We start from the raw sequence: 12,488 nt of genomic DNA, 5'->3' as shown, positions 1-12,488 counted from the left end.
CTCGATGAAACAGAAAGTGATCGCCTTTTTTCCGGAAGCCGCTTATGGCCCGGCACTGAACTCCGTCGGTATTGCCCAGGCATGCGAAGCCCTTGGCCACAAAGCGGTATTCCTCACCGACCCGGGCATGAGCGGCGTGTATGCCGGTTACGGGTTTGAAGAACACATGGTCAACATGTCGGCACCGATGCCGGCCGAAGAAATGGCCCGCTATTGGGTCGATTTCATCAACGGCCACATTCCCAATTTCCGTAAAACCCCTCTGGATCAAATCGACAACTACGTGAAGGAATGCTGGGCGGCCATCGTTGAAACCGCGAAATGGGCGCAAAAGGACCTGCCGGCCGTTCTGGACAAGGTCAAGCCTGACCTGATCTGCGTCGACAACGTGATCCTGTTCCCGGCGATCAAGCAATACGGCAAGCCATGGGTGCGGATCATTTCCTGCTCGGAAAACGAGATCGAAGACCCGGAAATCCCGCCGCACCTGTCAGGCATGAGCGTTCACGACAAGGCTGGCCATGCTGAATTTCGCCGGCGCTTCGAAGAGGCGGTCGGGCCGATCCATGAGGACTTCAACCACTTCCTGCAAGCCCATGGCGAGCAGCCGTACCCGCTCGGTACGTTCTTCGAAGCCTCGCCGTACATGAACCTGTTGCTGTACCCGGACGCCGTCAAGTTCGAGCGCCGTCATCCATTGCCGGCGGAGCGTTTTCACTATCTGCAAGGGTGCGTGCGGCAGGACACGACCTACGAGATTCCGCCGTTCAAGGCCAACAACGACAAGCCTTTGCTGTATGTCAGTTTCGGCAGCCTGGGTTCCGGCGATGTCGATCTGCTCCAGCGTCTGATCACGGCAGTAGGCAAGCTGCCTTATCGCGCATTGTTCAACGTCGGTGAGCATCTTGATGAATACCCGAACCTGCCGGACAACGTGCTGATCTCCAACTGGTTCCCACAGCCTTCGGTGATTGCCCAGGTCGATGCGGTGATTCACCACGGCGGCAACAACAGTTTCACCGAATGCCTGTTTTTCGGTAAGCCGGCGATTGTCATGTCCTACGTCTGGGACGGTCACGACAACGCCATGCGCGCCGAAGAAAGCGGCCATGGTTTCAAGCTCGATCGCTACGAGTGGAATGAAACGCAATTGGCGGAAAAACTCGCCGCGTGTCTCAACGACCAGACGATGCGCCAACGCCTGCAAATCACCAGCACACACATGCAATCACGCAAAGGGCCTGCGGACGCGGCCGCCATTCTCGACAAGGTGCTTGACAATGCCTGAGCAAAACACCACGGCGGGTATCACGCCGTACCTCGAATCCGTCAGCAGTCGCACCGATCTGGTGGACTGGGGCGTACAGAGCGACGCCGTCGAAGGCATTTCGCATTCCAGCGGACGGCTACTGTTCAAAGGGCCGAATAACAGTCCCGAAACCGGGCTCTGGGTGTGCACGCCCGGGCGCTGGCGACTGTCGATTCCCCGCGATGAGCTGTGCCACTTCCTTGCCGGCGAGGCCACTTATCGCAATGACAACGGCGAAGTCATCGAAGTCCGAGCCAACACCCTGGTGCTGTTCCCGGCCGGCTGGACCGGCGAATGCCACGTCCGGGAAACCCTGCGTAACGTCTACATGCTGGCTTGAACCTGCGGGCTGACACTGACTTTTATCTGGAGAACCACAATGACTACCCCGTTTCTGTACAACCCGTTGCAAATCACCGACGTCAAGGACTGGGGCGTGATCCCGACCATGCTCGAAGGTGAGTCCCACATCTCTGGCGTGGTGCTGCACAAAGGCCCTGAAGGCCAGTCCGAGTGCGGTGTGTGGATCTGCACGCCGGGCAAGTGGTTTTGCCACGTCACCAGCGACGAGTTCTGCCATTTCCTCGAAGGTCGCTGCACCTACGTTCACGAGTCCGGCGAAGTGATCGAGATCAAACCCGACACCGCGGCCTTTTTCCGCAAGGACTGGAAAGGCGTATGCACCGTCCATGAGACGGTGAAAAAGGTCTACATGATCCGGTGATTGCCATGACTGACACACGTGCGTCATCGCCCGATCGTGAAAGCCAGCGCGCAGCCTTTCTGGCGCGTGCCGGCTTCGCCAGGGCGCCACTGATCGCATTGCCGGCGGATGCCTCGACCCGGCGCTATTTTCGCTTGAGCGGTGAAGGCTTGCTGCTGATGGATTCGCCACCGCACAGCGAGCCGATCGGTCCGTTTGTGCAGGTTGCCCGCCACTTGCACGGGCTGGGGCTTTCCGCTCCGGCCTTGCGACAGGTCGACGAAGCGGCGGGGTTGGCACTGATCGAAGATTTCGGTCACGACACCTACACCCGATTGCTGGCCGCGGGGCATCCGGAAGGCGCGTTGTATCACCTGGCGGTCGATGCGCTGGTGGCATTGCATCGCGCGCCGCCAACGGCAGACATGGCGCCTTACGATGCCCGGCAGTTGAGAAACGAGTATGCGTTGCTGATCGACTGGTACATCCCGCTGCTGATCGGCAGGGACGCCGCGCTGGCACTGCGTGAGTCGTTTCTGAACCTGTTTGCCGAGGCCTGTGAAGAGGTCGCACAGCGTCGCGAAGCGTTGGTGCTGCGCGATTTTCACGTCGACAACCTGATGTTGCTCGAAGGTCGCGAAGGTATTGCAGCCTGCGGTCTGCTGGATTTCCAGGACGCTTTGCTCGGTTCGGCGGCCTATGACTTGATGTCGTTGCTCGAAGACGCACGTCGCAATGTACCCGAAGCATTACGCGTGGCGCTGATGACGCATTACCTGATGCAACGCCCGGAGCTCGACGCACCACGCTTTCTCGAGGACTACCGGCGACTGGCCGCCCAACGCCATGCCAAGGTGCTGGGGATTTTCGTGCGCCTGGCCGGGCGCGACGGCAAACACGGTTACCTGGCGCACCTGCCGCGCACCCTCGGTCTGTTTGTGCGAGCACTGGAGGCAGACGCCTTTGCGCCCCTGCGCGCATGGCTAAACGAACACGTGCCGGGCTGGCGCGATGAACTGCCGCCCACCACCCTCGCCGCGTTGCGCGAGACCCCTTATCGATTGGTTCAAGGATCCTCCCATGGCCACCTTTAACACTGATACCGCACTGCGCTTCATCAACGCCGACTATGTGCCGCTGACCGATGCCCGAGAGCGTGAAGTGCTCGACCCGGCGACACTGCAACCGGTCGGCAAGGTTGGCGTGTGTGGCGAATTCGACGTGCAAGCCGCCGTCGATACCGCCACCGCCGCGCAGAAACAATGGCGACTGATCGATGCGAAAAGCCGCGCCGCGCGCTTGCATCAACTGGCCAATGCCATCGAACAGAACGTTGCCTGCAACCGCGAAGTCGCTCGCTTGATGACCCTGGAAATGGGCAAGCCATTCCCCGAAGCGATGGGCGAACTCGCCAACTGCGCGCCGATCTTTCGCTACTACGCGGAAATGGCCCGGGACGACGCCGGCAAGGTCGCCGGCACCACGCAGATCGGTTCGTTCCAGCATGTGCGTTATGAGCCGTATGGCGTCAGCGTGCACATCATGCCGTTCAACTTTCCGATACTGCTGATGTGCTGGACGGTCGCTGCGTCGCTGGCGGCGGGTAACGCTTGCATCATCAAACCGGCGGAAGCCACGACCCTGTGCACGCTCAAATTCATGGAGCACTTCACTGCGCTGCTGCCGGGCCTGGTGTCTTGTGTGCCGGGTGATGCGGTGACCGCACAGTTGCTGGTGCAATCCACCGGCACCCACGCCGTTGCGTTCACCGGCAGTGTGGCGGCGGGCAAAGCGGTGGCGATGGCCTGTGCCGAACAGATGAAACCGTGCGTGATCGAGGCCGGTGGCAGCGACCCGTTGATCATTTCGAAACACGCGCCGCTTGAAGTGGCTGCGGCAGGTGCGGTGACCGCTGCGTTCCACCTGAGCGGACAGATCTGTACCTCGGCTGAACGCTTCTATGTGGTCGATGAGATCCACGATGAGTTCGTCGCGAAGTTCGCCGAACGCACCCGTGCCCTGCGCATCGGTCATGGTCTGGAACATACGGAAATCGGGCCGATGGTCAGCGAAGCAGCGCGCAACAAGGTCATGCGCCTGGTCGACGACGCGCTGGCCAAAGGCGCGACGCTGGTCTGTGGCGGGCGGATTCCGCCGCAACACACCGTGGGCTGGTTCTACGAACCGACCATCCTTACCGGCGTCACCACCGACATGGCGATTCTTCAGGAAGAGTGTTTCGGACCGGTCGCAGCGATCTGCCGTGTCAGTGACTTTGACGAAGCGGTACGCAAGGCCAATGACTCGCCATTCGGCCTGGGCGCCTCGCTGTTCTCCACCGACCTTGCCGAAGCCATGGAGGCTGCCGAGCGTCTCGAAGCCGGGATGGTCTGGGTCAACAACCCACTGATCGACAACGACGCACTGCCGTTTGGCGGCTGGAAGATGTCCGGTCTGGGGCGTGAACTCGGGCGTCAGGGCCTGGAAGCGTTCCGTCGCTCGAAGATGGTCATCATCGATCACCAGCCCAAGATTCAGGACTGGTGGTATCCCTACGCCGACGACGTGTTCTATCGCGATCAGGTTTAACTCATTTGTAATCGGGAGGGTCGCAATGGGCGACAACATTTCCTGGCCAACCCTGGCGGTGATTCTCGCCGCCGGGCAGGGCACTCGCATGCGTTCGCCGTTGCCGAAGGTCATGCATCTGGTGGACGACCGGCCGTTGCTCGGTCACGTGCTGGCGGCGGTCGGGGCAGCGGATATCGAGCATTGCGCGGTGGTGGTGGGCGCTGGCAGTCGGGTGGTGGCCGATTATGTGAAGCAGGCCGCACCCAGCGTGCGCACGTTTACCCAGAATGAACAGCTGGGCACGGCACACGCGCTGCTCGCCGCCCGGCCCGCGTTGCAGGCCCATGAGCAGGGCTGCGTGCTGGTACTGTTTGGCGATTCACCGTTGATAAGCCCGCAGACGTTGTTGCAGCTGCGTCAGGCGCTGATCGAGGGCGCTGCCGTGGCGGTCGCCGGGTTTCACACCGAACGGCCAGGGCCTTACGGGCGACTGCTGGTAGAAGGAGGGCGTTTGCTGGCGATTCGCGAAGCCAGGGACGCCAACCCACAAGAACTTGGGGTCAATTTTTGCAACGGCGGGGTGATGGGTTTGCGCGCCGACACGTGCCTCTGGCTGCTCGACCGGATCGGCAATCAGAATGCCCAGGGCGAGTATTACCTCACCGATGCGGTGGCCGTGGCCAACAGTGCCGGCCTGCCCGTCACGGCGGTGGAGGTGGATGAGGCCGAGGTGCTCGGTGTCAATGATCGCGAACAATTGCAGGCAGCCGAACAGCTTTTCCAGCAGCGTCGACGCGGCCAATGAAGGAGTCTGTCATGGGGAATTATCAACGGCTGTACATCGGTGGTGAGTGGATCGCGCCGGTCCAGCGCGGAGTGTTCGAGACGCTCGACCCGGGCGACGAGTCGGTGCTGGCGCAGGTCGCTGCCGCTACGGCAGAAGACATCGACCTGGCCGTCGCCGCCGCACGCCTGGCCTTCGACGAAGGCGACTGGCCGCGTTGGACGGGCGCGCAACGCGCACACGTGCTGCGGCGAATCGCCGACGGCATCCGTGCGCGACAGGACGAACTGGCCGCGATTGAAGTACACGACAACGGCAAGCCGCTGCCGGAAGCGCAGTGGGACATCGCCGACACCGCCGGTTGTTTCGATTTCTATGCCGGACTCGCCGAAGGCTCGGATCAACACGGCGAACAGTCAATCAGCGTGCCGGATGAGCGCTTCAACTCCTCGGTGATCAAGGAGCCGGTAGGCGTGGTCGCCGCGATCATCCCGTGGAATTTCCCGATGCTGATGGCCTCGTGGAAAGTCGCCCCTGCGCTGGCAGCCGGCTGCACCGTGGTGCTCAAACCTTCGGAGCTGACGCCGCTGACCGCCATTGAACTGGCACGCATTGCCGATCAGGCCGGCTTGCCGGCCGGGGTGTTGAACATCGTCAGCGGGCTCGGGCGAGAGGCGGGCGCGTCGCTGGCTGAACACCCGGATGTGGACAAGATCGCCTTCACCGGCAGTGTGCCGACCGGGCGCAAGATCATGCAAGCCGCGGCCGCCGAGATCAAAAATATCAGCCTGGAACTGGGCGGCAAATCGCCGTTCGTGATCTTCGCCGACAGCGACCTCGATGCCGCAGTGGAATGGATTCTGTTCGGGATTTTCTGGAACCAGGGCCAGGTCTGTTCGGCCACTTCGCGGGTGTTGGTGGAGCGCGCATTGTACCCGGCGCTGCTGGCGCGTCTGATCGTGGCTACCGAGCAGATCCAGATCGGCGAGGGCTTCACCGAGGGTGTGAAGCTTGGGCCGCTGGTCAGTCAGGGGCAACTGGACAAAGTCCTCGAGGCGATTGCGGTCGGCCAGCGAGAAGGCGCGCGCCTGGTGTACGGAGGGACGCGTCCGGCGCACTTGCAGAAGGGGTACTTCCTGACGCCGGCGATTTTCGCCGATGTGCCGCAAGACAGCTCGGTGTGGCGCGAAGAGATCTTCGGCCCGGTGGTGTGTCTGCGTGCATTTGATACCGAGGCCGAAGCGATACACCTGGCCAATGACTCGCCGTTCGGTCTGGCGGCGGCCGTCATGTCCCGTGATATTCCACGTTGCGAACGCGTGGCTCGACGTTTTCGCGCCGGTATCGTGTGGGTCAACTGCTCGCAGCCGACCTTTGTCGAAGCGCCGTGGGGCGGTTACAAGCAGAGCGGTATCGGCCGAGAGCTGGGGGAGTGGGGCTACAACAATTACCTCGAGACCAAGCAAATCACCCGGTACAACGGCGAGGCGTGGGGCTGGTATCTGAACTGAGAAAGGTGCTGCAGGAACCGGCTGGCCGGTTCCTGCCTGCTGATCCGAGAGCGACTATTTCAGGTACCAGCCCCACTTCTGATCACTGATGTACTCGGTGACTTGCTTCACCTCCAGGTAATTGTGCAGTCCCCACTGGCCCAACTCGCGGCCAATCCCGCTGTGTTTCATCCCGCCCCACGGGGCTTCGACGAAGGTCGGCTGCGAGCAGTTGACCCAGATGATTCCCGCGCGTAACTGGTTGGCGACGCGGGCGGTGCGTTGCAAATCAGCGCTCATTACCGCGGCGGCGAGGCCGAAGCGGCTGGCGTTGGCCATTTGCACCGCTTGCTCTTCGGTCTTGAAACGCTTGATGCACAGTACCGGGCCGAACACCTCTTCGCGCCAGAGAATGCTGCTGTGCCCGGGCTCGTCGAAGATCGCCGGTTCAATAAAGTAACCTTTAGGGAGATGCGCCGGCCGCCGACCACCGATGAGCAGACGGGCACCGCTGGCGAGGCCTTGATCAATGAAACCAAGGACCTTGTCATGCTGGCTTTGACTGACCAGTGGGCCGAGCAGGACGCCGGGTTCCATGCCCGGGCCGATACTGATCTTGCGGGTTTCCTCCACCAGACGTTCGATCAATCGCGGGGCAATGTTTTCCTGCACCAGCAGGCGTGACGTGGCGCTGCACACCTGGCCCTGGTTCCAGAAAATCCCGAACAGAATCCATTCCACCGCCGCCTCGACATCGGCGTCGTCGAATACGATGAATGCAGATTTTCCGCCCAGTTCGAGGCTGATGTTCTTGATGTCGCGGGCGGCCGCCGACATGATTTTCGCTCCGGTGGGCACGCTGCCGGTGAAGGCCAGTTTGTCCACGCCGGGATGTTCGGTGAGCGGGCTGCCGGCGTCGGCACCGAGGCCGGTGACCACGTTCAATACCCCGGCGGGCAAACCGATACGGTCGGCGGCAGCGGCCAGCTCCAGTGCTGTGAGAGGCGTCAGCTCGGACGGTTTCAACACCACCGTGGCACCTGCAGCCAAGGCCGGCGCGACTTTCCACGCCGCCATCAACAATGGGTAGTTCCAGGGAATGATCTGCCCGGCGACGCCAATCGGCTCATGACGGATACGGCAGCGAAAGCGTGCGTCCGGCAACGCCAGCGGTTGATCCTGCTGCTGATCCAGTTCGCGGGCCAGGCCGGCGTAATAACGGAAACAACCAATGGCATCGCCGACGTCCCACTGCGCTTCGGGCAATGGTTTGCCGTTGTCACGCACTTCCAGTTCGGCCAAGACCGGTTGGCTGTTTTCCAGTTCATCAGCCAATGCCTCCAGCCATTGCGCGCGTTCGGCGCCGGTGGTCTGGCTCCAGCCGTTATCAAAGGCTCTGCGTGCGGCGCGCACCGCGTGATCGACGTCTTCTTCGGTGCCTGCGGCTACCCGATGGAAAACCGCTTCGGTGGCCGGGTCGATGACGTCCAGATAACCGCCCAGGTCCGGACTGACCCACTCTCCGTTGATGTAAAGCTGATCACGCATGGTTTGACTCCTGGACGCCGGTACGGCGGTTTTGCAGAGAGCGGGAAGTGAATAGCAGGGCCAGTGAGGCGCAGATAATGACGGTCGAGACCGCGTTGATTTCTGGCGTCACGCCGCGGCGGATCGATGAAAAGATGTAGATCGGCAACGTCGTCTCGGAACCGGCAACGAAGAACGCGATAATGAAGTCGTCGAAGCTGAAGGTGAACGCCAGCAGGAATCCGGCCATGATTGCCGGGCTGATCTGCGGCAGGGTGACCCGCCAGAACGTTTGCATGGGTGGGGCATAGAGGTCCGCTGAAGCTTCGAGCAAGGCCTTGTCCAGCGAGTCGACGCGGCTGCGCACGATCACCATGACCAGCGCCATGGTAAACAGCGAATGCGCAGCAATCACCGTGGAAAAACCCATGTTCAGACGCGGCACATTGGGTATCCAGCTTGCCAGCAGCGGATTGATCAGGTCGAACAGGGTAATGAACGCAATCAGCGTCGAGATGCCGATGACGATGCCCGGCACGATGATCGCGCAATAGGTCAGTGCATCGAACAACAGGCGTACTTTTTTACCCGCGCGTTGCAAGCCGAACACTGCCAGGGTGCCGAACAATGTGGCGATCACTGCCGACGTGAAGGCGATGAACGCACTGTGCCCCAGCGCTTCCATGATGAACGGGTTGCCGAAGGCGCGACCAAACCATTGCACCGAACAGCATTCGAATGCCAGGCCACTGCGCCCGGCGTTGAAACTGAACAGCACGATCAACGCGATCGGCGCGTAGAGAAACAGGTACAGCGAGGTTGAATAGCTGCGCAGCCACATGTCACAACCCTCCATCGGCAGGGCGGCCGCCGTAGCGCGCCACCAGTTTCAAATACACGCCGATGATCAGCAGCATCATCGCCACCAGCGTCATTGCCAGGGCACTGCCGAACGGCCAGTTGCGCGACTGCAGGAACAAGTCGACCAGCGCGTTGCCGACGAAGAACACTTTGCCGCCGCCGAGAATCGCCGGGATCAGGAACTCGCCCATCAACAGGATGAACACCAGCATCACGCCGGTGATGATTCCCGGCGCGGACAGCGGCAAGGTGATCCGCCGGAAGCTCTCGAATGCGCTGGCACCGAGATCGGCAGAGGCTTCGAGCAGGCGTTTGTCGAGTTTTTCGAGGCTGACGTAAATCGGAAACACCATCAGTGGCAGGTAGCCGTAGACGATACCGATCAGCACCGCCCACGGCGTGTTGATCAGCCGCACGTCTTCCAGGCCAAGACTGGCGAGCAGGGCGGGGATGCCCTTGCCGCTGAGGATGAAGATCCAGGCGTAGGTACGGATGAGGAAACTGGTCCAGAACGGTACGATCACCAGCGTCAGCAACAGCGAGCGGTTACGGGTGACCTTGACCGCCAGAAAGTACGCCAGCGGGTAGGCCGCGACCAGGCACACCAGGGTGCCCAGTGGCGCCAGCATCAGCGTGTTACTGAATGCCGCGCCACGCGAGCCCAGGTTCAGGTAGTTGGCCAGGGTGAAGCCACCGGCGTAGCCGCCCACGGCACTGCGCTCGCCGAAACTGAAGACCAGTATGATGACCAGCGGCATCAATAACAGCAGCAGGAACCACAAGGTCGAAGGCAAGAGCATCAGCAGGGTGATCCGCCGACCGAGGCTGCGCCGTTGACGTACCTCGATTGACAGGGCATTGCCTGGCTGCACCGTTTGCGGGTGGGCGGCAGCATTCATGGGTGACTCCTCATTGGCCATGGTCAGGCGATCAGGCGGACTTGAAACGCGCCATCAGTTCGGCGCGCGCCGGGCTGGTGAGCGTTGCAGCGGCGCCGAACTCCAGTGGGCTGAGTGCTTCGGCGGCCGGGTACATGATCGGATCGTTGAGCATCGCGGTGGGAAGCAGCGCATCGACCCGTTTGTCGCCGCTCGGATAGCCGTGACTCAACACTTCGAGCTTGTTGTGCTGCGGGTCGAGCAGGTAATTGATGAAGGCGTAGGCCGCGTCCTTGTGCTCCGAGCTTTTCGGGATGGCAAAAAAATCACTCCACAGTTCGCCACCTTCCTTGCCCAGTTCGAACTGCATCTGCGCGTTGTCGCGGTGCAACTGCGAGGCGTCGCCGGTCCACGACATCGCGAGCCAGGCATCGCCGCTGCGCATTGACGGCTGAATGTCGGAGTTGATGGCGAACAGGTGCGGCTTGACCTCGATCAACAGTTTTTCCGCGTCGGCCAGTTCTTTTGGGTCGAGGGAGTTAAAGCTGTAGCCGAAGCTTTTGAGGGCGTTGCCGATGGCGGTCAACTGGTAATCGTGAACCATCGTCCGGCCGCTGGCAGGGCCTTGGGCGGCGGCCCAGAACTCTTTCCAGCTGCTCGGCCCGTTCTTCAGTTTGCCGGCGTCGAAGAGCATGCCGGTGGTGCCCCAGTTTTTTGGCACGGCGTACACCTTGCCGTCCACGGTGCCTTGGGCCATGAATTTTTGCTGGAATGCCGAGGCATCGAAGTTGGGAATGCGCGACAGGTCCAGCGGCTCGATCAAGCCCAGACCGACGTAGGTGCTGATGGTGTAGTTGGTCGGAACCAGTACGTCCCAGCCACTGCCACCGGCTTGCAACTTGGCGAGCATTTCTTCGTTGGAGCCGAACACGCTCATCGAGACGCGGGCGCCGGTGGTTTTGCCGAAGGTGTCGAGGTTTTCCTGGCTGTGGTAGTTCGGCCACGTCGCCAGTGACAGGCGATCCCCCAGCTTGGCCTGTTCGGCCGCTTCTGCGCTGGACGTCAGCAGGCCGGGCATGTTGGTGGCGACCACGGCGGCGGCAATCCCCAGGCCGGTGCGGCCAAGAAATTCGCGACGACTGATCGAGCCGTTCTGCCAACTGCGCAGGGTTTTGATAAACGTCTTCTGGTCCATAGCACGCTCCACATCCGGTTGATGAATCGAGTCGATGATTTACAACGCCATGGCCAGGCCATTGGCGTGATCCCAGCCGACGCTCACTGCAGCGCCGTGTTCGAATGCATTGGCGCCGTGATCCTGCTGGCGGGGAACCCGCACACAGACCACGCCAAAGGCCTGGGTGCGCACGCGGTATTCGGTGGAATTACCGAGGTAGATGCGGTCTTCCACGCAGCCTTGCAGTTTCACTTCACGGGCCAGATCGGCGTGGGCGCCGGCAATGCTGATCAACTCGGGGCGCACCGCGATGCAACCGGCGGCGTCGGCGCTCAGGGCCTTGCCGGTTGGCGTCAGCGGGCTGGTCAGCTCCAGGCCTTGCTCGGTACGCAGCACCACCGAATTGCCGTGCAGGTGGCGTACGGTGCCGTTGAACAGATTGGATTCGCCGATGAAGTCGGCGACGTAACGGCTGGCCGGAGCTTCGTACAGTTGTTCCGGGGTGGCCGTCTGGATGATCGAACCGTTGTGCATCACGCTGATGCTGTCACTCATCGACAAGGCTTCTTCCTGGTCGTGGGTGACCAGCACGAAAGTGATGCCGACTTCGCGCTGCAGGCGCAGCAGTTCGGATTGCATTTCCTTGCGCAACTTGCGGTCGAGCGCCGCCAGTGGCTCGTCGAGCAATAGCACGGTCGGTTTGTTGACCAGCGCCCGGGCGAGGGCGACACGTTGCTGTTGGCCGCCGGAGAGTTCGCTCGGTTTACGCTGGCCGAAGCCGCTGAGGCGAACCATTTCCAGGGCCTCATCGGCCATGCGCAATTGGGTTTTCTTATCCGGGCGCGGCGTGCGATAACGCAAGCCATAGGCAATGTTCTGCGCCACCGTGAGGTGCGGGAACAGGGCGTAATGCTGGAACACCATGTTCACCGGCCGTTCGAACGCCGGTATGCCGGCGACGTTTTTGCCGGCCAGGCGTACTTCGCCGCTGGTCGGTTGTTCGAAGCCTGCAATCATGCGCAGGGTCGTGGTTTTGCCGCAGCCCGAGCCACCGAGGAAAGAGTGGAATGAGCCACGACGCACGGCGAAATTCAGGCCATTGACGGCCGCCACCTCGCCATAGCGTTTGACCACATTGCAGAATTCGATATCGCTTGGCTGGTTGTCATTCACGGTGCGGCTCCCCTT

The 12,488-nt window shown here is 61.6% G+C and carries 12 protein-coding genes; 7 read left to right on the top strand and 5 right to left on the bottom strand.

Annotation, left to right across the window (positions count from 1 at the left end):
- The first annotated feature begins 4 nt into the window (after window positions 1-4).
- From LOY55_RS17545 to LOY55_RS17515, 7 genes are read left to right on the top strand one after another with little or no spacing between them, the layout of a single operon-like run.
- Window positions 5-1,288, top strand: a complete 1,284-nt coding sequence (locus LOY55_RS17545; RefSeq protein WP_109786111.1) for a glycosyltransferase — start codon at window positions 5-7, stop codon at window positions 1,286-1,288.
- Window positions 1,281-1,649, top strand: coding sequence for a cupin domain-containing protein (locus LOY55_RS17540; protein ID WP_258665975.1), 369 nt, complete (start codon window positions 1,281-1,283; stop codon window positions 1,647-1,649). Before LOY55_RS17545 ends, LOY55_RS17540 begins: the two co-directional genes overlap by 8 nt.
- A 39-nt stretch (window positions 1,650-1,688) precedes the next feature.
- Entirely contained in the window at window positions 1,689-2,033 is a 345-nt protein-coding gene (locus LOY55_RS17535) for a cupin domain-containing protein (protein ID WP_109786109.1), read from the top strand.
- Window positions 2,034-2,038: 5 nt separating this feature from the next.
- Window positions 2,039-3,106, top strand: coding sequence for an aminoglycoside phosphotransferase family protein (locus tag LOY55_RS17530; RefSeq protein ID WP_223525244.1), 1,068 nt, complete (start codon window positions 2,039-2,041; stop codon window positions 3,104-3,106).
- Window positions 3,093-4,601 (top strand): aldehyde dehydrogenase, encoded by a 1,509-nt coding sequence (locus LOY55_RS17525; RefSeq protein ID WP_109786108.1) that lies wholly within the window; start codon window positions 3,093-3,095, stop codon window positions 4,599-4,601. The genes LOY55_RS17530 and LOY55_RS17525 overlap by 14 nt, the downstream gene beginning before the upstream one ends.
- A gap of 25 nt (window positions 4,602-4,626) precedes the next feature.
- A complete protein-coding gene (locus LOY55_RS17520; RefSeq protein ID WP_258665972.1) occupies window positions 4,627-5,388 on the top strand; it encodes an NTP transferase domain-containing protein in 762 nt (253 codons plus the stop codon).
- An 11-nt stretch (window positions 5,389-5,399) separates the two neighbouring features.
- A complete protein-coding gene (locus tag LOY55_RS17515) occupies window positions 5,400-6,878 on the top strand; it encodes an aldehyde dehydrogenase family protein (protein ID WP_109786106.1) in 1,479 nt (492 codons plus the stop codon).
- Window positions 6,879-6,932: 54 nt separating this feature from the next.
- Here the strand turns inward: LOY55_RS17515 and LOY55_RS17510 are convergent, their stop codons facing one another.
- The 5 genes from LOY55_RS17510 to LOY55_RS17490 are packed head-to-tail and all read right to left on the bottom strand — an operon-like array spanning window position 6,933 to window position 12,473.
- Window positions 6,933-8,405: an aldehyde dehydrogenase family protein gene (locus LOY55_RS17510; protein ID WP_109786105.1), complete on the bottom strand. Its 1,473-nt coding sequence runs from the start codon at window positions 8,403-8,405 to the stop codon at window positions 6,933-6,935.
- Window positions 8,398-9,225 (bottom strand): ABC transporter permease, encoded by an 828-nt coding sequence (locus LOY55_RS17505; RefSeq protein WP_046031380.1) that lies wholly within the window; start codon window positions 9,223-9,225, stop codon window positions 8,398-8,400. The genes LOY55_RS17510 and LOY55_RS17505 overlap by 8 nt, the downstream gene beginning before the upstream one ends.
- Before the next feature lies 1 nt (window position 9,226).
- Window positions 9,227-10,144 carry an ABC transporter permease gene (locus LOY55_RS17500; RefSeq protein WP_046031379.1) on the bottom strand — a complete coding sequence of 306 codons (918 nt, stop codon included), beginning with the start codon at window positions 10,142-10,144 and terminating at the stop codon, window positions 9,227-9,229.
- 31 nt (window positions 10,145-10,175) lie between these two features.
- A complete protein-coding gene (locus tag LOY55_RS17495) occupies window positions 10,176-11,318 on the bottom strand; it encodes a PotD/PotF family extracellular solute-binding protein (RefSeq protein WP_223525248.1) in 1,143 nt (380 codons plus the stop codon).
- A gap of 39 nt (window positions 11,319-11,357) precedes the next feature.
- Window positions 11,358-12,473, bottom strand: coding sequence for an ABC transporter ATP-binding protein (locus LOY55_RS17490; protein ID WP_046031809.1), 1,116 nt, complete (start codon window positions 12,471-12,473; stop codon window positions 11,358-11,360).
- Window positions 12,474-12,488 lie beyond the last annotated feature (15 nt).

The sequence above is a fragment of the Pseudomonas sp. B21-040 genome (assembly GCF_024748695.1).
GTDB lineage: Bacteria > Pseudomonadota > Gammaproteobacteria > Pseudomonadales > Pseudomonadaceae > Aquipseudomonas.
This window is presented reverse-complemented; position numbering and strand designations above follow the sequence as displayed.

Coding starts and splice junctions, on each gene's coding strand:
- LOY55_RS17545 (WP_109786111.1), top strand. CDS start 5: ATGAAACAGAAAGTGATCGCCTTTTTTCCGGAAGCCGCTTATGGCCCG.
- LOY55_RS17540 (WP_258665975.1), top strand. CDS start 1,281: ATGCCTGAGCAAAACACCACGGCGGGTATCACGCCGTACCTCGAATCC.
- LOY55_RS17535 (WP_109786109.1), top strand. CDS start 1,689: ATGACTACCCCGTTTCTGTACAACCCGTTGCAAATCACCGACGTCAAG.
- LOY55_RS17530 (WP_223525244.1), top strand. CDS start 2,039: ATGACTGACACACGTGCGTCATCGCCCGATCGTGAAAGCCAGCGCGCA.
- LOY55_RS17525 (WP_109786108.1), top strand. CDS start 3,093: ATGGCCACCTTTAACACTGATACCGCACTGCGCTTCATCAACGCCGAC.
- LOY55_RS17520 (WP_258665972.1), top strand. CDS start 4,627: ATGGGCGACAACATTTCCTGGCCAACCCTGGCGGTGATTCTCGCCGCC.
- LOY55_RS17515 (WP_109786106.1), top strand. CDS start 5,400: ATGGGGAATTATCAACGGCTGTACATCGGTGGTGAGTGGATCGCGCCG.
- LOY55_RS17510 (WP_109786105.1), bottom strand. CDS start 8,405: ATGCGTGATCAGCTTTACATCAACGGAGAGTGGGTCAGTCCGGACCTG.
- LOY55_RS17505 (WP_046031380.1), bottom strand. CDS start 9,225: ATGTGGCTGCGCAGCTATTCAACCTCGCTGTACCTGTTTCTCTACGCG.
- LOY55_RS17500 (WP_046031379.1), bottom strand. CDS start 10,144: ATGAATGCTGCCGCCCACCCGCAAACGGTGCAGCCAGGCAATGCCCTG.
- LOY55_RS17495 (WP_223525248.1), bottom strand. CDS start 11,318: ATGGACCAGAAGACGTTTATCAAAACCCTGCGCAGTTGGCAGAACGGC.